Origin of the sequence: Brevundimonas sp. (assembly GCF_013912065.1) — a bacterium.
In the GTDB taxonomy this organism is placed as follows: domain Bacteria; phylum Pseudomonadota; class Alphaproteobacteria; order Caulobacterales; family Caulobacteraceae; genus Brevundimonas.
Genome location: NZ_JACESA010000002.1, coordinates 21,327 through 42,878, shown reverse-complemented (window position 1 = coordinate 42,878; position 21,552 = coordinate 21,327). Strand labels below are relative to the sequence as shown.

The 21,552-nt window shown below is 67.3% G+C and carries 22 protein-coding genes; 8 read left to right on the top strand and 14 right to left on the bottom strand.

The genetic code is table 11. From position 1 onward, the window contains the following. Positions 1-159: 159 nt before the first annotated feature. Positions 160-1,890: a patatin-like phospholipase family protein gene (locus H2037_RS02040; protein WP_292117083.1), complete on the top strand. Its 1,731-nt coding sequence runs from the start codon at positions 160-162 to the stop codon at positions 1,888-1,890. A 13-nt stretch (positions 1,891-1,903) separates the two neighbouring features. On the opposite strand, the gene H2037_RS02035 is transcribed toward H2037_RS02040, so the two are convergent. Next, positions 1,904-3,709 carry an aminopeptidase P family protein gene (locus H2037_RS02035; RefSeq protein WP_292117080.1) on the bottom strand — a complete coding sequence of 602 codons (1,806 nt, stop codon included), beginning with the start codon at positions 3,707-3,709 and terminating at the stop codon, positions 1,904-1,906. A gap of 9 nt (positions 3,710-3,718) precedes the next feature. Next, positions 3,719-4,585, bottom strand: coding sequence for a 50S ribosomal protein L11 methyltransferase (locus H2037_RS02030; protein WP_292117078.1), 867 nt, complete (start codon positions 4,583-4,585; stop codon positions 3,719-3,721). 97 nt (positions 4,586-4,682) lie between these two features. Between H2037_RS02030 and H2037_RS02025 the strand changes: the two genes are divergently transcribed. Further along, complete coding sequence (locus H2037_RS02025) at positions 4,683-5,288, top strand: hypothetical protein (protein ID WP_292117076.1); 606 nt, start codon at positions 4,683-4,685, stop codon at positions 5,286-5,288. Positions 5,289-5,348: 60 nt separating this feature from the next. Here H2037_RS02025 and H2037_RS02020 read toward each other — a convergent pair whose 3' ends face one another. Continuing rightward, positions 5,349-6,257 carry a LysR family transcriptional regulator gene (locus tag H2037_RS02020; protein WP_292117074.1) on the bottom strand — a complete coding sequence of 303 codons (909 nt, stop codon included), beginning with the start codon at positions 6,255-6,257 and terminating at the stop codon, positions 5,349-5,351. 92 nt (positions 6,258-6,349) lie between these two features. Here H2037_RS02020 and H2037_RS02015 point away from each other — a divergent pair, with 92 nt between their 5' ends. The 5 genes from H2037_RS02015 to H2037_RS01995 all read left to right on the top strand — a co-directional run bounded on the left by H2037_RS02015 (position 6,350) and on the right by H2037_RS01995 (position 12,302). Next, the gene (locus tag H2037_RS02015; RefSeq protein ID WP_292117072.1) at positions 6,350-7,384 is read left to right on the top strand and encodes an aldo/keto reductase; all 1,035 of its coding nucleotides are present in this window, start codon (positions 6,350-6,352) and stop codon (positions 7,382-7,384) included. A gap of 23 nt (positions 7,385-7,407) precedes the next feature. Then, positions 7,408-8,577: an MFS transporter gene (locus H2037_RS02010; protein ID WP_292117069.1), complete on the top strand. Its 1,170-nt coding sequence runs from the start codon at positions 7,408-7,410 to the stop codon at positions 8,575-8,577. Between the two features lie 201 nt (positions 8,578-8,778). Next, complete coding sequence (locus H2037_RS02005; RefSeq protein WP_292117067.1) at positions 8,779-10,368, top strand: DEAD/DEAH box helicase; 1,590 nt, start codon at positions 8,779-8,781, stop codon at positions 10,366-10,368. Positions 10,369-10,463: 95 nt separating this feature from the next. Beyond that, complete coding sequence (locus tag H2037_RS02000; RefSeq protein ID WP_292117064.1) at positions 10,464-11,513, top strand: GGDEF domain-containing protein; 1,050 nt, start codon at positions 10,464-10,466, stop codon at positions 11,511-11,513. Between the two features lie 39 nt (positions 11,514-11,552). Further along, a complete protein-coding gene (locus tag H2037_RS01995; protein ID WP_292117061.1) occupies positions 11,553-12,302 on the top strand; it encodes a lysophospholipid acyltransferase family protein in 750 nt (249 codons plus the stop codon). A 121-nt stretch (positions 12,303-12,423) separates the two neighbouring features. Here H2037_RS01995 and H2037_RS01990 read toward each other — a convergent pair whose 3' ends face one another. From H2037_RS01990 to H2037_RS01935, 11 genes are all read right to left on the bottom strand, one after another. Then, positions 12,424-12,774 (bottom strand): TfoX/Sxy family protein, encoded by a 351-nt coding sequence (locus H2037_RS01990; RefSeq protein WP_292117058.1) that lies wholly within the window; start codon positions 12,772-12,774, stop codon positions 12,424-12,426. Position 12,775: 1 nt separating this feature from the next. Next, on the bottom strand, positions 12,776-13,165 hold the full coding sequence (locus H2037_RS01985; protein WP_292117055.1) for an iron-sulfur cluster assembly accessory protein: 390 nt from the start codon (positions 13,163-13,165) through the stop codon (positions 12,776-12,778). 13 nt (positions 13,166-13,178) lie between these two features. Continuing rightward, positions 13,179-13,568 (bottom strand): SUF system Fe-S cluster assembly protein, encoded by a 390-nt coding sequence (locus H2037_RS01980; protein WP_292117053.1) that lies wholly within the window; start codon positions 13,566-13,568, stop codon positions 13,179-13,181. A gap of 4 nt (positions 13,569-13,572) precedes the next feature. Continuing rightward, positions 13,573-14,796 (bottom strand): cysteine desulfurase, encoded by a 1,224-nt coding sequence (locus H2037_RS01975; protein WP_292117648.1) that lies wholly within the window; start codon positions 14,794-14,796, stop codon positions 13,573-13,575. A 50-nt stretch (positions 14,797-14,846) separates the two neighbouring features. Then, positions 14,847-15,869, bottom strand: coding sequence for a Fe-S cluster assembly protein SufD (sufD, locus tag H2037_RS01970; protein WP_292117050.1), 1,023 nt, complete (start codon positions 15,867-15,869; stop codon positions 14,847-14,849). Then, positions 15,866-16,615: a Fe-S cluster assembly ATPase SufC gene (sufC, locus tag H2037_RS01965; RefSeq protein WP_292117047.1), complete on the bottom strand. Its 750-nt coding sequence runs from the start codon at positions 16,613-16,615 to the stop codon at positions 15,866-15,868. Before sufC ends, sufD begins: the two co-directional genes overlap by 4 nt. Before the next feature lie 8 nt (positions 16,616-16,623). Then, on the bottom strand, positions 16,624-16,926 hold the full coding sequence (locus H2037_RS01960) for a type II toxin-antitoxin system RelE/ParE family toxin (protein WP_292117044.1): 303 nt from the start codon (positions 16,924-16,926) through the stop codon (positions 16,624-16,626). After that, positions 16,923-17,183, bottom strand: a complete 261-nt coding sequence (locus H2037_RS01955; RefSeq protein WP_292117041.1) for a hypothetical protein — start codon at positions 17,181-17,183, stop codon at positions 16,923-16,925. Before H2037_RS01955 ends, H2037_RS01960 begins: the two co-directional genes overlap by 4 nt. Before the next feature lie 471 nt (positions 17,184-17,654). Continuing rightward, the gene (sufB, locus tag H2037_RS01945; protein WP_292117038.1) at positions 17,655-19,121 is read right to left on the bottom strand and encodes a Fe-S cluster assembly protein SufB; all 1,467 of its coding nucleotides are present in this window, start codon (positions 19,119-19,121) and stop codon (positions 17,655-17,657) included. Further along, positions 19,121-20,260, bottom strand: coding sequence for a cysteine desulfurase family protein (locus H2037_RS01940; protein ID WP_292117035.1), 1,140 nt, complete (start codon positions 20,258-20,260; stop codon positions 19,121-19,123). Before H2037_RS01940 ends, sufB begins: the two co-directional genes overlap by 1 nt. Beyond that, positions 20,257-20,739, bottom strand: coding sequence for an Rrf2 family transcriptional regulator (locus H2037_RS01935; RefSeq protein WP_292117032.1), 483 nt, complete (start codon positions 20,737-20,739; stop codon positions 20,257-20,259). Before H2037_RS01935 ends, H2037_RS01940 begins: the two co-directional genes overlap by 4 nt. A gap of 158 nt (positions 20,740-20,897) precedes the next feature. Here H2037_RS01935 and H2037_RS01930 point away from each other — a divergent pair, with 158 nt between their 5' ends. After that, on the top strand, positions 20,898-21,548 hold the full coding sequence (locus H2037_RS01930; RefSeq protein WP_292117029.1) for an alpha/beta hydrolase: 651 nt from the start codon (positions 20,898-20,900) through the stop codon (positions 21,546-21,548). The last annotated feature ends 4 nt before the right edge of the window (positions 21,549-21,552 follow it).

Here is a 21,552-nt window from a genome sequence, read left to right as displayed (position 1 = left end):
TTCTTTGCGCCGGACTCCGGCGATTGTCCATGTCCGGTGCATGGACAAAACGCCCCAAATCCCTAATTGATAACGGTTATCAGAAACGGGAGAACCTCGAGCGAGTTGGCGAAGGCGAAACCGATTCACCCTGCCTGGAATCTCACCTACAACCGTCTCATGGCTTCGCTTCGTCCTGACACCCTGGCCTCCGCCCTGTCGCGCATCTTCGAGGGGCCGATGATCGATCGCGCCAGCTGGTTCGCCCTGACCGGCGGCGAGCGGCTGTTCTCGACGGGGGATCCGTCCGACACCCTCTATCTGGTCCGGTCGGGCCGGCTGGGGGTCTTCCACACCGAGCCGGATCAACCTCCGCATCTGCTGGGCGTGGTCCGTCCGGGCGAGCCGGTCGGCGAAATGGCCATGCTGGCCGGCACCGCCCACACCGCCGACGTCGTCGCCCTGCGCGATACCGAGATCCTGGCCCTGCCGCGCGACGCCTTCTTCGAAGCCGCCCGCACCGAACCGGACCTGATGGTCGAACTGTCCCGGCTGATGATCCACCGGGCGCGGGAACGCGCCGGCGGGGCCGCCGAGCCCAGCGTCTTCGGCTTCGTCTCGGCCCGCCCCCGCCCGATCCGCGCCTTCGTCGAACGGATCGCCGCAGCCGTCCAGGCCATGGGCTTCACCTGTCGGGTCATCGACCAGTCGGCCCTGAGTTCGGCCGCCGAATGGTTCAGCCGGGTCGAGGACAATCACGACTATGTCCTCTATGTCGCCGAACAGGACCAGCCCGCCTGGGCCGAACTCTGCGCACGCCAGGTCGACCGGCTGTTCATCGTCGGCAGCGGTCTCCTGGCCCCGCCCTCCGACCTGCCCCGTCGCATGGGGTTCGGCGACGGCCGCCGGCTGACGGACCTGATCCTGCTGCGCGATCCGCGCATGAACCGGCCGGCCAACACCCGGGTCTGGCTAGACGTCCTGAAGCCCGACCGCTGGTTCCACTGCGTCTCGGGGGTCGCCGCCGACACGGAACGGATGGCGCGTGTCATCACCGGCACGGCCATAAGCCTTGTCCTGTCGGGCGGCGCAGCGCGGGCCTATTGCCATATCGGGGCGATCAAGGCGCTGGAAGAAGCCCGGGTGCCGATCGACTTCGTCGGCGGCTCGTCCATGGGGGCCGTCATCGCCGCCGGCCCGGCCCTGGGCTGGTCCTACGAACGGCTGGATTTCGAGATCCGCCGCGCCTTCGTCGAATCGGATCCCCTGTCAGACCTGGCCTTCCCCATCATCGCCATGTCGCGCGCCCGTAAGGTCTCGGGCCTGCTGCAGCGGGCCTATGGCGACGTCGATCTGGCCGACCTGGCCCTGCCCTTCTTCGCCGTCTCGGCCAATCTGACCTCGGGCCGGATCGAGGTTCATCGCTCCGGCCTGATGCGTCGCGCCATGCGCGCCTCGATCGCCATTCCGGGGGTTCTGCCGCCCGTGGTCATCGACGGCCAGGTGCTGGTCGACGGGGCTGTACTGAAGAACTTCCCCACCAGCGTAATGCGCCAGTTGAACAGCGGCCCCATGATCGGCGTCGACATGTCTCAGACGCGCGGCGTCGATCCGACGGCGCTGGAAAACCCCCCGTCCTGGTGGAAATGGGCGCTCAGCGGCGCCTGGAAGAGCGGCCCGCCCATCGTCTCCATTCTGATGCGATCGGCGACCATTACGGGGGATTCGGAAATGGCGCAGTCGCGGGCCGAGGCCGACGTGCTGATCCTGCCCCAACCCGGCGCGACCGACATCCGTGACTGGAAGGCCTATGACGAGCCCGTCACCACTGGCTATGAGGCGACGAAGGCGGCCCTGGCCGATCTCAAGATTCCCATAACCCACCTGCGGCGCAGACTGCCCGCCCACTGATCCTAGATCAGGGTCAGAGAGGCGCGCAGGCGCCCTCCAGCCAGGCCCAGACGTCGCCCTCGACCAGAGGTCCGACCTTGGCCAGGGTCTCGGCGTGATAAGCGTCGACATAGGTTCGCTCGTTCGGCGTCAGCAGGCCCGCCTCGATCAGCCGCCGGTCGATCGGCGCGAAGGTCAGTTGCTCGAACCCGTGCATCGGCCGCTCGCCGCCTTCGGGGACCACGGCCGGCGTCACCACCTGCAGGGTCTCGATGCGGATGCCCCAATGGCCTTCGCGGTAATAGCCGGGCTCGTTGGACAGGATCATACCCTCCAGCAGCGGCTGGGACGTGCCCCATTTGGCGATCCGCTGCGGCCCCTCGTGCACGCCCAGATACGAGCCGACCCCGTGGCCGGTGCCGTGGTCGTAATCCAGTCCCGCCGCCCACATCGGGGCGCGGCACACCGCATCCAGTTGCAGGCCGCTGGTCCCCTCGGGGAACCGCACGGTCGCCATGGCGATGTGCGCCTTCAGCACCAGGGTGAACTTGTGGCGCTGGTCCGCCGTGGGCTCACCCACCGCCATGGTGCGGGTCACGTCCGTCGTCCCGTCCAGATACTGGCCGCCGCCGTCCACCAGCAGCAGGGAGCCCGCCTCGATCCGCCGGATCGTCGCGCCCACCGGCTTGTAATGCGGCAGGGCGCCGTTCGGCCCGGCCCCGGCGATGGTGTCGAAACTCAGGTCCTTCAGCGCCCCGGTCTCCTCGCGGAACCGCTCCAGCGTCTCGACCACCTCGCGTTCGTCCGGCAGGGTCTGCTGCGCCGTCGTATCGACCCAGTGCAGGAACCTCGCCAGAGCCGCGCCGTCGCGGATGTGCGCCCGGCGGCTGCCTTCGATCTCGACCGCGTTCTTGGCGGCGCGGGGAATGGCGCACGGGTCCATGGCCCGCACCACAGTCGCTCCGGCCTGCTCCAGCCGGTCGAAATACCAGGCGGACGACAGCGCCGGATCGACCATAACCTTTTGTCCGCCCAGACCGTCCAGAGCCTCGGCCAGACGCTCGGTCGCCTCGATCCGCACCGCGTCGCCCAGCCATTGGGGCAACTCGTTGGTGACCTTGGCCGGGTCGAGGAACAGCCGCGCCGTCCCGTCCGTCGCCAGCAGGGCCTGGCCGATCGGCAGGGGCGAACGGATCACGTCCCCGCCCCGCACATTGAACAGCCAGGCGATCGACGACGGCGCGGTCAGCAGCACGACATCGGCCCCCGCCTCGGCCACGGCCCTGGCGATCCGCGCCCGCTTCTCCGCATGAGGTTCGCCGGAATAGGCGTCGGGGTGCGGAACCACCGGCGCGGTCGGCTGGGCCGGACGGGCCTCGCCCCAGGCCTGGTCCAGCGGATTGACCTCGACCGGCTTCAGTTCGGCCCCGACCTTCTGCGCCGCACGTTTCAGGGCGACCAGGGCGTCGGGGCTGTGCAGGCGCGGATCATAACCGATCACCGACCCCTTGGGCGCGCTCTCCAGATAGGCGGCGACGTCGTTCAGGTCGCGGCGCTCGAACAGGGCCGGATCGGTCTGGGCCCTGACCTGAACCGTATAGCGGCCGTCCGTGAACAGGCTGGCCCGGTCCTGGAACACCACGGCCGCCCCGGCCGAGCCGGTGAAGCCGGTCGCCCAGGCCAGCCGCTCGTTGGCGTCCGGCAGATATTCGTTCTGATGCTCGTCCTCGTGCGGGATCAGGAAGCCGTCCAGTCCCTGTTCCGCCATCCGGGCGCGCAGCAGCGGCAGGTGTTTCGCCCCGAAGGACGGATCGGTGGTTTCGTCGAAGGTCTGGCGCATGATCTCTCCTCAGCCCATCCGCCGCAGCACCAGGGCGCTCCAGGCGTCGTGATGGATCCGCTTCTCCAGCCGGAATCCGCGCGACGTATAGGCCGCCGTCACCCGGCGCTCCTGCGTCCGCAGCAGTCCCGACAGGATGGCCACCCCGCCCAGGCTCAGCGCCATCTTGATGTCCTGCGACAGGGCCACCAGCGGCGGCGCCAGGATATTGGCGAAGACCAGGTCATACGGCCCATGGCGGCGCACCCGCTGGTCGTTCAGGCCCGAGGCGTGGACGAAGCTGGCGTGGGCCTGGTTCAGGGCGGCGTTTTCGTTGGCGATCCGCACCGACGGCGCGTCGATGTCGGTCCCGACCGCGATCCGGCTGCCGGTCCGCGCCGCCGCGATAGCCAGCACGCCCGTGCCGCAGCCGACGTCCAGCACCCGTTCGAACCGTTCGCGCTTCAGCAGGTCGTCGAACGCCTCAAGACAGCCGACGGTCGTGCCGTGGTGTCCAGTGCCGAAGGCGGCGCCGGCGTCGATCTTCAGATTGACGGCGTTGGGCGGAACCCGCCCCTCGTCATGGGCGCCATAGACAAAGAACCGCCCGGCCCGCACCGGCGGCAGGCCCGACAGGGACATGGCCAGCCAGTCGGCGTCCGCCAGCTTCTCCACCGTCACCGTCACCGGATGATCGGCCAGGCGCGCCTTCAGTCCTTCGATCTCGTCGATCGTGGTCGGAAAGGCGTCGATACGCCAGATGTTGCGATCCTCGTCCTCCTCCAGGATTGAATAGGTCGCCCCCTCCAGCGTGGGGTCGGCGTCGATGGCGGCGGCGGCGGCCTCGGCGCTTTCGCGCGGGCCGCGTGCGATTATCTGAACTGCGGACTCGGACATTTCTCAAACACCGCTAAGATGACGAATCGTTGCGATCCGGCGCTTCGTCTTCCCGACGCCGCCGGGCTTTTTATCTAACCGAGGGGTCGGGGAATACATGGCCAAGTCACCGTCTACGTCTAAAACTGCGTCGCCGAAGCCGGCGACCGCCGCTTCCAAGCCTAAAGCCGCGCCGAAGTCGAGCGCCGTGAAGGCCGTCGCCGAGAAAACCGTCGCGCCCAAGGCGACCAAGCCCGCCGCCGCGAAACCTGCCGCCAAGACCACGGCCGCCAAACCCGCCGTCGCCAAACCCGCCGCCGCCAAGGCCGCGCCCAAGGCCCCGGCTGTGAAGGCTGCGGCCGCCAAGACCGCTGCTCCGAAGACCGCCGCTCCGAAGGCTCCGGCCGCAAAGCCGGCCGCCAAGGCCGCCCCGGCGAAGACCGCGGCCAAGCCCGCCGCCAAGACTTCGGCTCCCAAGGCCGCGACGGCTAAGGCCCCCGCGCCGAAGCCGACGGAATCCAAGGCCGCCGCGCCCGCGCCCAAGCCTGCCTCGCCCTCCCCTGCAGCTGTCGCCGCCGCGCCTGCCTCGGCCGCTGTCGCCACGGCTCCGGCCCCCAAACCCGCTGAAGCGCCCAAGCCCAAGCCGGCCGCAGCCCCGGCGCCCAAGGCCGAGGAAAAGGGTTTCCTGGCCAAGCTCGGCGATCTGATCTTCGGCAAACGCTGATCGGGCCTCGCGCTCTGGACTGAAGTCGCCGGACGGTTCGCCCGTCCGGCGATTTTCGTTTCAGCGCAGCCGGTCGGCCATGAAGTCGACGAAGACCCGCACCCGCGCCGGCATGTTTGCGCCGCCGACGAAAACGGCGTGAATCGCCTCGCGATCGCCGGGATTGAAAGCCTCCAGCAGCGGGACCAGACGCCCTTCCGATATGGCGTCCCCGACGCTGAAATGCCCGACCCGCGTCACCCCCACGCCCGCCAGCGCCAGCTGGGTCAGGGTCTCGCCGTTATTGGCCTCGACCGGCCCCTTGACCGTCAGGGCGTAGTCGCGCCCATCTCGTCGAAACGGCCAGACCGGCTCGGCTCTCCTGAAATTGAAGTTCAGACAGTCGTGGTCGTGCAGGTCCTCAGGAACCTGGGGCGTGCCCCGCCGCGCCAGATAGTCGGGCGAGGCGACGATGGTCCGGCCCGTTTCGCCCAGACGCCGCGCCGTCAGAGGACTGTCAGCCAGCGGCCCGAAGCGGATCGCCACATCCGCCTGACCGCCAGCCACATCGACCACCGCGTCGGTCAGATTGATGTCCAGCAAGATGTGCGGATACAGCCGGACGAAATCGCCGATCAACGGCACCACATGCTGGCGTCCATGGGCCAGGGCGGCGCTGACCCGCACTCGGCCGCGCGGCGCCCCCTGGTCGGCGATCACCTGTTCGGCCTCGTTCAGATCGGCCAGGATTCGTCGCGCCGCGCCCAGATAGGTCTGACCCTCGGCCGTCAGGGTCAGCACCCGCGTGGTGCGCAGCATCAGCCGCACGCCCAGCCGCGCCTCGATCCGGTCTATGGTCCGGCTGACCGCCGATGGCGTCAGGTCCAGCGCCCGACCTGCGGCCGAGAAACTGCCCTCGCCCGCCACCGTCGCGAAGACCTCCATCTCGCGGGCGCGATCCAGGCCGACGGCTGGTACCTTTGCGTTCATTTCAAAAATCCTTGGCCTGACGCCGCCCTACCGCCGATAAGCGCCGCCGTCCATCTGTGCCTCCGAAGACGGTCGCCACAGCGAGGACAATCATGGAATATCGTCAGCTTGGGGCCTCGGGCCTGCGTGTGCCGGTGCTCAGTTTCGGCGCGGGCACCTTCGGCGGCTCCGGTCCGCTTTTCGGCGCCTGGGGCAACAGCGATGTCGACGAGGCGCGTCGCCTGATCGACATCTGCCTCGAGGCTGGGGTCAATCTGTTCGACACCGCCGATGTCTATTCGGACGGCGCGTCGGAACGGGTGCTGGGCCAGGCCGTCAAGGGCCGTCGTGACCAGGTGCTGATCTCGACCAAGACCGGACTGCCGACCGGCGACGGCCCGGCGGACTGGGGCGTTTCGCGCGCCCGGCTGATCCGCGCGGTCGAGGACGCGCTGCGCCGGCTCGACACCGACCATATCGACCTGCTGCAGCTCCATGCCTACGACGCCTCGACCCCGGTCGAGGAATTGCTGGCCACGCTCGACGGTCTCGTGGCCTCCGGCAAGGTCCGCTACACCGGCGTCTCCAACTATCCGGGCTGGGCGCTGATGAAGGCCCAGGCGGCCGCCGACCGCCACGGCCGCACCAGGTTCGTCGCCCATCAGGTCTATTATTCGCTGATCGGCCGGGCCTATGAGGCCGACCTGATGCCGCTGGCCGTCGATCAGGGCCTCGGCGCCCTGGTCTGGAGCCCGCTGGGCTGGGGCCGGCTGACCGGCAAGATCCGTCGCGACACGCCGATCCCGGCAGGCAGCCGCCTGCACCAGACCGCCGCCTTCGCCCCGCCGGTCGAGGACGAGCACCTCTATCGCGTCGTCGACACCCTGGACGCCGTCGCGGCGGAGACCGGCAAGACCGTGCCCCAGATCGCCCTCAACTGGCTGCTGCGGCGCCCGACCGTCGCCTCGGTCATCATCGGCGCGCGCAACGAGGCGCAGTTGCGCCAGAACCTGGGCGCCGTCGGCTGGAGCCTGACGCCCGATCAGGTCGCGGCGCTCGACGCCGCCAGCGACGTCCTGCCTCCCTATCCCCACACCCCCTATCGCCAGCAGGCCGGTTTCGCCCGCCTGAACCCGCCGCTGGTCTAAGCCTCCCTCAAGGTCTCCTTTCCATGAAACTCAATCCTCCCCTACTGGCGCTCGCCGCCGGCGCCTTCGGCATCGGCGTGACCGAGTTCGCGCCCATGGGCCTGTTGCCCGTCATCGCCACCGATCTGGGCGTGTCGATCCCGACGGCCGGCCTGTTGATCAGCGCCTATGCCCTGGGCGTCATGCTGGGCGCGCCGCTGATGACCCTGACCACCGGCCGCGTGCCCCGCCGCACCCTGCTGATCGGACTGGCGGCCATCTTCACCATCGGCAATCTGCTGTCGGCGATCTCGGGCAGCTACGGCATGCTGCTGGTCGCGCGCGTGGTGACATCGCTGAACCACGGCGCCTTCTTCGGCGTCGGCTCGATCGTGGCCGCCAGTCTGGTCGCGCCCAATCGTCAGGCCGGCGCCGTCGCCGCCATGTTCATGGGCCTGACCATCGCCAATGTCGTCGGCGTGCCCCTGGCGACCTGGGCCGGAGACGCCCTGGGCTGGCGCGCCAGCTTCTGGGGCATCGCCGCCATCGGCGTTCTGGTCATGGCCGCCCTTCGCCTGACCCTGCCGAACCGACCCGCCCCGACCGGCGGAGACATGGTCGCCGAGCTGCGGGTCCTGGGTCGCGGCCCGGTGCTGGCGGCCCTGGCCCTGACCGTGATCGGCTCCAGCGCCATGTTCACTGTCTTCACCTATATCGCCCCGATCCTGCGCGAAGAGACCCAGGCCTCGCTCGGTTTCGTCACCGCCATGCTGGTGACCTATGGTCTGGGGCTGACGCTGGGCAACTGGCTGGGCGGCCGGTTCGCCGACCGGTCGGTGGACCGGACTTTGATCATCACCCTGGCTTCACTCTCGGCCATCCTGGTCGCTTTCGCCGCGGCCATGCCGTTCGCGGTCCCGACCTCGATCCTGGTCTTCCTGTGGGGCGTCGCCAGCTTCGCGCTGGTGCCGCCGCTGCAGGTGCGGGTCATGGCCGCCGCGGGCGACGCGCCCAACCTCGCGTCGGCGATGAACATCGGCGCCTTCAACCTGGGCAACGCCATCGGAGCCGCGGTGGGCGGGGCGGTGATCGCCGGAGGCCTGGGCTATCCCGCCGTCTCCCTGGCCGGCGCCGTCGCTTCCGGACTGGGTCTGCTGCTGGTCCTGTTCCTGACCAGGAGGCGCGCGCCCGCCACGGCTCCCGCCGTCGGCTGAATGAGCGATAGCGAGCGTCACGGCGCGGGTTCGGTCTCCCGCGCCGGAACGCCACGAATATCGGAAATACTTGACTTTGAGGCAGGGACTTCTATATCGCCCCCAGCCTCGGGACAGGTCTGCGATCCGCGCCGCCCGCTCGCCCAAAGAGGGGCGGTTCCGTTGCTGCAATGCACGCAGACGCTTTCTTCCCAAGGATTCATGACCGAATTTTCCCAACTGGGCCTCTCGCCCACGACCCTGCAGGCCGTCGCCGACACCGGCTACACGACCGCCACCCCGATTCAGGAACAGGCCATTCCCGTCGCCCTCGCCGGCCGCGACGTCCTGGGCATCGCCCAGACCGGCACCGGCAAGACGGCCGCCTTCACCCTGCCCCTGGTCGAACGCCTGGCCTCGGGCCGCGCCCGCGCCCGGATGCCGCGCGCCATCGTCCTGGCCCCGACCCGCGAACTGGCCGACCAGGTCGCCGAGAGCTTCGCCAAATACGCCAAGGGCACCAAGCTGAGCTGGGTGCTGCTGATCGGCGGGGTCTCCATGGGCGACCAGGTGGCCGCACTGAACAAGGGCGTCGACGTCCTGATCGCCACCCCCGGCCGCCTGCTCGACCTGTTCGAACGCGGCAAGATGCTGCTGACCGGTGTCGAGATCATGGTGGTGGACGAGGCCGACCGCATGCTCGACATGGGCTTCATCCCCGACATCGAGCGCATCTTCAAACTGACGCCGCCGCGTCGCCAGACCCTGTTCTTCTCGGCCACCATGCCGCCCGAGATCACCCGCCTGACGACCGCCTTCCTCAAGGATCCGACCCGGATCGAGGCCTCGCGTCCGGCGATGACCGCCGACACCATCACCCAGTATATTGTCCGCATCCCGACCTCGGACCCCAAGGCCAAGCGCGTCGCCTTGCGCGCCCTGGTCGGTCGTGAGGACGTGCGCAACGGCATCGTCTTCTGCAATCGCAAGTCCGAAGTCGATATCGTCGCCAAGTCGCTGAAGACCCACGGCTTCGACGCCGCGCCGATCCACGGCGACCTGGACCAGTCGCACCGGATGAAGACTCTGGCGGACTTCCGTTCGGGCGCGCTGAAAATCCTGGTGGCCTCCGACGTCGCCGCCCGCGGCCTGGACATTCCGGACGTCAGCCACGTCTTCAACTACGACGTCTCGCACCACGCCGACGACTATGTCCACCGCATCGGCCGCACCGGCCGGGCGGGCAAGCTGGGCCAGGCCTTCATGATCGTCACCCCGGCCGACGACAAGTCGCTGGATAAGGTGCTGAAGCTGATCAAGATGGATCCGAAAGAACTGGTCCTGGACGACATCGACTTCGACGCGATCAAGGACGGCCCGCGCCGCGACGACAAGCGTCCGACCGGTCGTGAACGCTCGAGCGAACGCACTGGTGAGCGCACTGGCCGCAGCCGTTCGCGCGCCGCCGAACCGGTCGAGACCGCCGCCGCGCCGGAAGCCCCGGCCGCCGAGGCGCCCCGTTCACGCAGCCGCCGCAAGGCCAAGCCGGACGCCGTCGCCGAGACTGTCGTGGAGGCCGTCGCCGAAAAACCGGCCGCCGTCGCAAAGCCCCGGCCCGCGCCCAAGGTTGAAGCCGAGACAGCCCCGGCCCGCGCCCCCGTCGAGGAAGCCCGCGCCGATCGCGAACCTCAGCTGCGTCAGTCGGACCGTCGCGGAGAACGTCGCCCGGAAGAGCGCGAACGTTCGGGCGTCAAGGGTTTCGGCGACGATATCCCGGCCTTCCTGCGTCGCCCGGTCGTCATCCGCGCCTGATTTCATCGCGCGTCGTCGCCTGCGTTTACCCGGTATTACGGATCATCTCCTAACCTCCCCGCCAAGGCTTCAGAAGGAAGCTGGCGGAGAGACGGATGACAGCGCAGGTCGAAATGGCGGTTCGGGGCCCGAAAGCCTATTCCCTTGCGCGCAACGCCGTCGCCGAGATGGAGCGGGCCGGCGTCTGGCCGACACCGCTCAATTTCGAACTCTGGCTCCATTATCTCGGCGACCCGGAAGCGCCTCTGGGTCAGGAGATCAATCGCCTCCTCGCCCAGAAGGGCGTCATCTCCGACGAGACCGCTGAAATGCTCGCGGCCGAATTCCTGCCGCGCAACCGCCTGTCCGAAGATATTCGCAACGCCGGCGCGGTGCTGGATCGCGAACTGGCCAGCGTCGCCGGCGCCATCGCCAAGGCCCACAAGACCCAGGCCGACTATGGCGAGACCCTCGCCACAGCCTCCGCCAGCATGGAGACGGCCGGAAACGAAGCCTCTCTCAGAACCCTCGTCGGCGGACTGACGGTCGCCACCAAGCGCGTTCACCGCGAGACCGCCATTCTCGAAAAACGTCTGGAAAGCTCCAACAAGGAGGTCGCGCGCCTGCGCGAACACCTGGAACAGGTGCGCCGCGACGCCATGACCGACGCCCTGACCAATCTGGCCAACCGCAAGGCCTTCGACGAGCGTCTGGAACAGGTCTGCGCCGACAACCACCATGCGCCCCTGACCCTGGCCATCCTCGATATCGATCATTTCAAGCGCTTCAACGACACCTGGGGTCATCAGACCGGCGATCAGGTGCTGCGCTATGTCTCCACCATCCTGTCCCGCATCTGCGGCGGAAACCGTTTCGCCGCCCGTTTCGGCGGCGAGGAGTTCGCCATCATCTTCCCGGGCGAAAGTACGGGCGCCGTCACGGCCGCGCTGGAGACCATACGCGAGGAAGTCGCCTCCCGCTCCCTGCGCCGGCGCTCCACCAATGACGAGCTCGGGGCGGTGACCATCTCGGCGGGGTTCGCGGAACACCTGCCGGGCGAAAGCGCCGCCGGCCTGCTGGAACGCGCCGACGCGGCCCTCTATGCGTCGAAACACGCTGGCCGTAATCGCGTCACCAGCGCGCCTTCGATCGAAAAGGCGGCGTGAAGCCCCTGACACGGCGACGCTTTCTGCCATAGTCGGTCCATGCGCAGCCTCGCCTTCAATATCGCCTACTGGATTCTGTCAATCGGCTACGGCCTGGCCGCCGCCTTCGCCGCCCTGGCGCCCGGACGCGGCCCGACCGGTTGGGTCATCCGCGCCTATGTCAGGCGGATGGTCCAGGCCATGGCCGTCTTCGCCGGCATTCGATTGGACGTGCGCGGCAGGGATCGGCTGCCTCAGGGCGCCTTCATCATCGCCTCAAAACACCAGAGCTGGGGAGACGGTTTCGCTACCTATGACCAGTTCGACGACCTGGCCTTCGTCACCGGCGACCATCTGGAGAAGTTTCCCCTGCTCGGCGGGGTGCTGAAGAAGCTGGGTGCCATCGTCGTCAACAGTTGCGGCGGACATGAAGCCCGCCAGGCTCTTGCCACCCGCGCCGCGGAGGCCAAGGCCGAGAACCGCAAGATTCTGATCTATCCCGAGGGCCATCTGGCCCCGGTCGGCCAAAAATACCGCTATCGCTCCGGCGTCTGGCACATGTACCGCGACTTCGACATGCCGGTCGTGCCCCTGGCCACCAACCTCGGCCTGTTCTGGCCCGAGGAGAGGTACGAAAAACATCCCGGAACGGCGACGCTCGAGTTCCTCGACCCCATCCCCGTCGGCCTGCCGAAAGAGGAGTTCCTGACGCGCCTCGAAGCCGTGATCGAAGCCCGCACCGCCGAACTGATCGCCCAGGCGACGGGAAAGCCGGTCACGCCCGCCGTGCTGATGGAAACACCCAGCTAGACCCTGTCTCCTCCCCGCTTCGCGGGGAGGTGGCGCGGCGCTTCTTCAGCGCCGTGACGGAGGGGCTCTTCACCGCATCCCGAGCGTCCCGGTGGGGCGTCCAGCCCCCACCGCCCAGCCTCTACTTCTTCTTCTTCCCTGACGCCTTGCGCACCGCCACCTCCACCGACCGTCGCGCCCAGGCGACCGCCTCGTCCGGATCGTCCAGCGCCGTCTCAGGCAGACTCCAATAGCCCATGGACATCATCCGCCCGTCCTTGGTCGGATATTGGAACTGCCTGGAACCGACACCAGCGAAGGCCTCCGCCAGCGCCTCGTCGGCCTTCAGCCAGACCACACCGTCGTCCAGCAGGGCGAACATCACGCCCGATGCATAGACCCCGGCCCCGCCGAACATCCGCTTGATCTCCAGCCGGCCCAGGTCATGGAAATGCTCGCGCACCCATTCGTCGAAGTCGGCGTCATAAGCCATGTCAGACGGCGGCGGCCGGAACGATGGTCACGCTCTCGCCGCAGCCGCAGGCATCGGTCTGGTTCGGATTGTTGAACACGAATTTGGAGGCCAGCCGGGTCGTCTCGTAATCGATCTCGGTGCCGATCAGGAACAGCACGGCCTTGGGCTCAATCAGGATGGTGACGCCCTTGTCCTCGACCACCTCATCCAGAGGCCCGATGCTGTCGGCATAGGCGAAGGTGTATTCCTGCCCCGCGCAGCCGCCGTTCTTGACCCCGATCCGCAGGCCGATGTGGTCGTTCTCGGCATTGTCCAGGATTTCGCGCACCCGCTCGGCGGCGGCGTCGGTCAGGGTCACGGCCTTGGGGCGCGGACGGCGGGGACGGGACGTGGCTTGAAGTTCGGTCATCGGAACAGGTCCATCAGAACATGTTGAGGGCCAGCTTGGCCTCGTCGCTCATCTTGGAGGAATCCCACGGCGGGTCGAACACCAGATTGGCCTTGGCGCTGCGCACCCCCTCGACCTTCTCGACCGCCGTCTCGACCCAGCCCGGCATCTCGCCGGCGACCGGACAGCCCGGCGCGGTCAGGGTCATATCGACCACCACGTCGCGGTCGTCGGACACGTCGACGCGGTAGATCAGGCCCAGCTCATAGATGTCGACCGGGATTTCAGGATCATAGACAGACTTCAGCGCCTCGATCAGGCTTTCGGTCAGGCTGTCGAGCTCGGCCTGCGACAGGGCGCTCTTCTGGGGCTCGTCCCAGGCGTCCTTGAAGGCGTCGCTGTCTTGAATGGTGTTGTCTGTCATCGGCTTACACGAAGAAGTTCCGCGCCTTGATCAGCGCGTCCACGAAGGCGTCGGCATCCTCCACGGTGTTATATAGGGCGAAGGAGGCGCGCGTGCTCGACGTCACCCCCATTCTTTTCGCCAGGGGCTCGGCGCAATGCAGCCCGGCGCGGACGGCAACGCCGTAACGATCCATGATCTGGGCCACGTCATGGGCATGGGCGCCCTCGACGGCGAAGGTCAGGATGGCGCCCTTGCCTTCCGCCTGCCCCAGGATGCGCAGCCAGTTCTGCCCCTGCAGACGATCGACGGCGTGCTGGTACAGCGAATGCTCATGCGCCTGAACCACCGCCCGGTCGTATTGGCCCAACCACTCCAGCGCCGCGCCCAGGCCGATGGCCTCCAGGATCGGCGGCGTGCCCGCCTCGAACCGATGCGGCGGTTTGGCGTAGGTTACGCGGTCCCGCTCCACCGTCTCGATCATCTCTCCGCCACCCTGATAGGGCGGCAAGGCCTCCAGCGCCTCGGCCTTGCCGTACAGGGCGCCGACCCCGGTCGGGCCGAACAGCTTGTGGCCGGTCAGCACATAGAAGTCGCAGCCGATGGCCTGGACGTCCGGCGTCGCATGGACCGCGCCCTGGCAGCCGTCGATCAGAACCTGGGCGCCGGCCGCATGGGCCAGCCGCGTGATCTCGGCAACCGGATTGATGGTCCCCAGCACGTTCGACATATGGGTGACCGCGACCATCCGCGTCTTCGGCCCCAGCAGCTCGGCATAGGCCGCCATGTCCAGCGACCCGTCGTCCAGCACCGGGATCCACTTGATCACCGCCCCGCGCCGTTCCCGCAGCAGGTGCCACGGCACGATGTTGGAATGGTGCTCCATCTCAGAGACGATGATCTCGTCGCCGGGTTGAATCGACAGGCCCAGACCGTTGGCGACCAGATTGATCGCCTCGGTGCCGCCCTTGGTCCAGACGACCTGTTCAGGGCTCTCGGCGTTCAGGAAGCGGGCGACGATCTCACGCGCTTTTTCAAAGGCTTCCGTCGCTTCGTTCGACAAGGTGTGCAGGCCGCGATGGACGTTGGCGTAGCCGCCCTCCATCGTCGCGACCAGGGCGTCGATCACCGCCCGCGGCTTCTGGGCCGAGGCGGCGTTGTCCAGATAGATCAGAGGCTTGCCGTTCACCGACCGCGACAGGATCGGGAACTGCGCCCTGACGGCGTAGGGATCAAATCCTCCCCCCATGGGGGAGGTGGCGTGGCGCTCTTGCGCCGCGACGGAGGGGGCAAGATCAGTCACAACCGCGCCGTCAGCCATTCCCGCGCCACCTCTCTTGCGCCTTCATGTTCGATCCGGTCGATGACCTCGATCAGGAAGGCCTGGGTCAGCAGGGCGCGGGCTTCGTCGGCTGGAATCCCCCGCTGCTGCATGTAGAACAGGGCGCTATCGTCCAGCGCCCCGACCGTATTGCCGTGCGCGCACTGGACGTCGTCGGCATAGATGATCAGTTCCGGCTTGGCGTCGATCTCGGCCCGTTCCGACGCGATCAGCGCATGGTGCCCCATCCGCGCATCAGTGCCGTCCGCGCCGCGCTCGACCACGATCTTGCCCTGGAAGACGCCGCGCGCGGTGTCGCGCGCCACGCCCTTGATCAACTGGCTGGTCGTGCCGTCCCGCTCCATGTGGCGAACCACGCTGGTCAGATCCGCCTGGCGCGATCCGTTCAGCAGATAAAGGCCGTCCGCCTGGACATGGGCGCCCTGGGCCATGTGCCGGATGCGGGTCTCGATCCGCTGCAGCTTGGCGCCGGTGGCGATGATGGTCTGGCGATACACGCCGCCCGCCTCGACCCGGACCTCGGCCTCGGCGACGGAGATGACGTCCTCGGGCTCCTCGACCAAGACGACCCGCGTCACCTCGGCGCCCTGGGCCACGTCCAGTTCCAGCCGGTTGTTGACCACATAGGCCGAGCCGGCGCCCTCGTGGGTCTCCAGCAGCAACAGCTTGGCGCCGGCCCGCGCCGACACCCGTGCGCTGGCCGTGTGGCCCGTGCCGACGGCATCGGAGATATAGCGCAGCCGCAGTGTCTGCTCGCCCGAGGCGATGAAGTCCGTCACGCCCACGGCGCGCCCATTGGCGAAGACGATGGCGTCCCCGCCCAGGTCATAGAAGGGGCCCGGCGCTCCGACCGCCGCCGTGCCCGACGGCTCCGGCGCCTCGCGAAGATACCGCTTCAGGTCGCTGTATTTCCATGCCTCGTTCCGCCGCGACGGAAAGGTCGAGGCGTCGGTCAGGTCGATGGCGAAGGTCGCGCTCATGCCAGTTCCGGCAGATACTTGTCGTATCCTTCCGCCTCCAGCTGATGCGCCAGCTCCGGCCCGCCCGAGGCCACGATGCGGCCGCCGGCCAGCACATGGACCCGGTCGGGTTTGATATAGTCGAGCAGGCGCTGATAGTGGGTGATGACCAGCATGGCCCGGTCGGGCGAGCGCAGGGCGTTCACCCCCTCCGACACGATCCGCAGGGCGTCGATGTCCAGGCCGGAATCGGTCTCGTCCAGGATCAGCAGCGACGGCTCCAGGAGGGCCATCTGCAGGATCTCCATCCGCTTCTTCTCACCGCCCGAGAAGCCGACGTTCAGCGGCCGCTTCAGCATGTCGAAATCCATTTTCAGCGCCTTGGACGCCTCGCGCACCAGCTTCAGGAAGGCCGGCGCCGCCACCTCCTCCTCGCCCCGCGCGCGCTTCTGGGCGTTCAGCGCCGTCCGCACGAAGGTCAGGGCCGGCACGCCGGGGATCTCGATCGGATACTGGAACGACAGGAAGACGCCCTTGGCCGCCCGCTCCGCCGGGTCCAGCGCCAGCAGGTCCTCGCCCTTCCAGACGACCGAACCTTCCGTCGCCTCATAGCCCGGCCGTCCCGACAGGGCGTAGCCCAGCGTCGACTTCCCGGCCCCGTTCGGCCCCATGATGGCGTGCACCTCGCCGGCGGGAACGTCGAGCGTCAGGCCCTTGAGGATCGGCTTGTCGCCGACGGAGACGTGGAGGTTGGAAATGGAGAGCATTGTTTCGATCAGTCGTTCGTAGTGGGATGAACGGCGCTCAAATCCTGTCGAGCGTCGTAGAAGGCGATGATGCGAATGCCGTCCTGGCGTTCGCGGTAGACGATGATCTTCTTCCAGTCGGCTGCGCTCCATTCCAGAAGCCCAGGCCAGCGGGACAGATGACCTTGATGAGGATGCGCGGCTAGACGCCAGAGCGTGGCTTTGATCTCCGATTCCGCCTTGTCCGAAGCTGCGAGACTGTGCGCGTCAAGATGGTCGAGAAAATCGGAGAACGCCGTCAGCGCGGGCTCAGACCATTCGAAATCCTTCACCGCGTACGACGCGCCACAAGCCGGGCATCCGCCTCCTCGTTCGAAATAATCCGCCCCTCGCGCTCCGCGGCCAAGCCCGCCTCGATCTGCGCGATCTGATCCGCCGATAACGGCGCGCCACGGTGAACCTCCTTGTCCATGATGAACCCTTCGGCAGCCGAGGCGATAAATTCACCAACCGGCATCCCGATCTCGGCCGCCGCACGTTTCAGGCGATCAGCGGTGTCTTCTCGGAAAGGAACGGCAATCGTTTCCATCAGAATGTCCTCGACGATAGGATCAGACCAGATCTCTTGATGATACCACGACCCAGACCCATGGTGGCGTGCACCTCGCCAGCGGGAACGTTGAGCATCGGCCCCTTAAAAATCGGCTCTTCACTGACGAAGACCTGGAGGTTGGAGATGTGAAGCATTCTATGAGAACTCATAGGCAGGCACCATTCACAGCGCATGCGTAAACAATCACGCCCATCCAGACGAAAAACAGGAGGGCCAAAGGAGCACTCAGAGTCGCCACCAAACCCCAGCGCCAATCTGCACGAAATGTGAGTGTGAGAGCGACGACCCAGGCGACTGCAAGGACAGCGATTACGGCTGCGTGGATGTTTTCAGAACCGATCAGCTTGTACTCGAACCTCAAGACTTGGGCAGCGCAAGCCAGCAAAGCGAGACCGATCGTCGCTATGAAGCGGCGTCGCGCGGTCCCAAATGCTGGCAAGGCTAAGCTCACCCCACGCTCCCTTCCAGACTGATCGCCACCAGCTTCTGCGCCTCGACGGCGAACTCCATTGGCAGCTTCTGCATCACGTCCCGGACGAAGCCGTTGACCAGCAGGGCCACCGCCTCCTCCTGCGACAGCCCGCGCTGCTGCGCATAGAACAGCTGGTCGTCGCTCAACCGCGTCGTCGTCGCCTCGTGCTCCAGCTGGGCAGATCCGTTGCGGGCTTCGATATAGGGGATGGTGTGCGAGCCGCATTCCTTGCCGATCAGCAGGCTGTCGCACTGGGTGAAGTTACGCACCCCCGTCGCCTTCGGGTGCACCGAGACCAGGCCCCGATAGGTCGAGTCCGACTTGCCCGCCGACACCGCCTTGGCGATGATCCGCGACTTCGAATTCTTGCCCAGGTGGATCATCTTTGTGCCGGTGTCGGCCTGCTGATGCCCATTGGTGATGGCGATGGAATAGAACTCGCCCGAGCTCTCCTCGCCCTTCAGGATGCAGGACGGATATTTCCAGGTCACGGCCGAGCCGGTCTCCACCTGGGTCCACGACACCTTCGACCTATCGCCGCGGCAATCCGCCCGCTTGGTGACGAAGTTGTAGATGCCGCCCTTGCCCTCGGCGTCGCCGGGATACCAGTTCTGGACGGTCGAATATTTCACCTCGGCGTCGTCCAGGGCCACGATCTCGACCACGGCCGCGTGCAGCTGGTTCTCGTCGCGCATCGGCGCGGTGCAGCCCTCGAGGTACGAGACGTAGCTGCCCTTGTCGGCAATGATCAGGGTCCGCTCGAACTGCCCCGTCTGGCTCGCATTGATGCGGAAATAGGTCGACAGCTCCATCGGGCAGCGCACGCCCGGCGGGATGTAGACGAACGACCCGTCCGAAAAGACCGCGCTGTTCAGGGCCGCGAAATAGTTGTCCGAGACCGGCACCACCGACCCCAGATATTGTCGCACCAGATCCGGATATTCGCGCAAAGCCTCGGAAATCGGCATGAAGATCACGCCGACCTTGGCCAGTTCCTCCTTGAAGGTCGTAACCACGGACACGCTGTCGAACACGGCGTCCACGGCCACGCGCGGCGCGCCCTGCACCCCCGCCAGAACCTCCTGCTCCTTCAGCGGGATGCCCAGCTTCTTGTAGATTTCCAAAATCTCGGGATCGACCTCGTCCAGAGACTTCGGCCCTTCCTTCTGCTTGGGCGCCGCATAGTAGAACAGGTCCTGATAATCGACCGGCTCATACTTCACCGCCGCCCAGGTCGGCTCCTCCATCGCCAGCCAGCGCTCATAGGCGGCGAGACGCCATTCCAGCATCCACTCGGGCTCGCCCTTCTTCTCGGAGATGAAGCGCACGATGTCGGCGTTCAGCCCCTTGGGTGCGAACTCCTGTTCGATGTCCGAGGTGAAGCCATGCGCGTATTTTTCCAGCGCGGCGACGGCGTCGATGGTTTCCTTGACGGCGGCCATCAGGCGACCTCTCTCACGCGCGCGGCGGCGCGTGTCTTGTGCTTGTCATAGGCGGCGATCCAGGCGTCGGCGAACCGGCTCCAGTCGCCTTCTTGCGTGCCCCATCCGCCGGAGACGCGCACGCCCCCGGTCGCCAGGGTGTTCAGCCCCATGGCGCTGATGGTCTTGGACGGCTTGACCTTGCCCGACGAACAGGCGGAACCGGCCGACACCATGACGCCGGCCAGATCCAGCGTAATCAACTGTTGAGGACTGTCCCAACCCTCGACCGCCATGAACAGGGTGTTGGGCAGACGCGCCACGTCTCCGCCGATCACCGTCGCCCCGGCGGCCCTGACCCGAGCCTCGGCCGCGTCGCGCCAGCCGATGTGCGAAGCCATCGTCTCGAGATCCCGCGCGGCGCAGTCGGCCGCGACGCCGAACCCGGCGATGCCCGGCACATTCTCGGTCCCGGCCCTCAGACCGCGCTCCTGCCCGGCCCCGTGCAGGATGCGGACGCCCGAGACGCCTTCCTTGAAGATCAGGGCCCCGACGCCCTGCGGCCCGCCCAGCTTGTGCGCCGACAGGGTCAGGCTGTCCGCGTCCAGCGTGCGCATGTCGACCGGGATCTTGCCCGCCGACTGGATGGCGTCGACATGTAGCCAGCCGCCGGCGGCGCGCACCAGGGCGGCCGCCTCGACGATCGGCTGGATCACGCCGCTTTCGTTGTTCGCATGATGGATGGCGACCACGGCCCGCCCCGGACGGGCCAGGGCCTGCGCCAGCCAGGCCAGATCGACCACGCCGTTCGCATCGACCGGCAGCACCTCGACCGGCGCCCCAGCATTGGCCGCGGCCTCCGCCACGCACGGATGTTCGGTCGCCGAAACGATCAGACGCTCGCACCCGGCCGCCAGGGCGCTGGCGATCCCCTGGGCGTTCGCTTCCGTGCCGCCCGAGTTGAACACCACCGCCGTCGGATCGGCTCCGACCAGTTCGCCGACCTGGGCCCGCGCCGTCTCGACCCGCGCCCGCGCCCGTCGCCCGGCCGCATGGACCGCCGACGGATTGCCGTTGTCGGCCAGGGCGACGGTCATGATCTCCAGAACCTCGGGCCGCACCAGGCCCGACGCATTATAATCCAGATAGACGCCGCTCATGCCGCCACCCCCACCGGATCTGTCGGGGCGAGATTGCGCCGCCGCTGGCCCGTGCGGTTCATCACCACGTCTTCCAGGGACACGCTGGCCAGATAGCGATGGATCTCGTCGCCCAGATCTTCCCAAAGGTCGTGGGTGATGCAGCGTTCGCCGGCCAGCATGCAGCCCTGAGGCGAGCCGTGGGCCACGCACCGGGTCGCCCGGATCGGCTCGTCGACCGCCAGAACGATTTCAGCCACCACCGTCTCGTGCGCCCCCTTGGCCAGACGATAGCCGCCGCCGGGTCCGCGCACGCTCTTGACCAGTTCGCTCTTGCGCAACCGCGCGAACAACTGCTCCAGATAGCTCAGCGAAATCTCCTGGCGCGCGGCGATTTCGGCCAGGGAAACGGCCCGGATTTCGCCGCTCTCGCCGCGTCCGTTCTTCGCCAGATCGGCCATCGCCATCACGGCGTATCGTCCCTTGGTCGACAGACGCATATCGCACCCTCAAAAATTACGCGCTTTCCGGGGCTCTTGTGCTAGAACCCGCGCCTTCGCAAAGGCGGCTCGCTTGCGGAGGGACTTAGAAAGTCCCACCTCGGCGGTCAAGTATTACGCACACGCGAAATGACAGTTGAACGGATTCCAGAGCCCCTATGCCTGAAGTCATCCTGCCCGGCGCCTCCGGTCGCATCGAAGGCCGCTATTCCCCGGGCAAGCGCCCGAACGCTCCGATCGCCTTGATTCTGCACCCGCATCCCAAGGCGGGCGGGCATATGAACAACCCGGTCGCGGTGACGTTGCACCAGTTGTTCCAGCAGCGCGGCTTCGCCACCCTGCGATACAATTCGCGCGGCGTCGGCAAGTCGCAGGGCGAGTTCGATTCGGGCATCGGCGAGCTGGCGGACGCCGCCACCGCCCTGGACTGGCTCCAGTCGAACAATCCCGGCGCCAGCCAGACCTGGGTCGGCGGCTATCAGTTCGGCGCCTATATCGGCATGCAATTGCTGATGCGCCGGCCCGAGACGGACGGCTTCATCTCGGTCTCGCCGCCGTCGAACATGTACGACTTCAGCTTCCTGGCCCCCTGCCCGGCCTCGGGCCTGTTCCTGCACGGCACCGCCGACACCATCGTGCCGCCGGTCGAGGTCGAGCGCGTGGTCAACAAGCTGCGCACCCAGAAGGGCATCGTCATCGACTACGAACTGGAAGAGGGCGCCAGCCACTTCTGGCAGGACCATATGAGCGCAGTCGAACGTCGCGTCGGGGCCTATCTGGACAAGCGTCTGGAAGAAAACCCGGCCTGAGCCT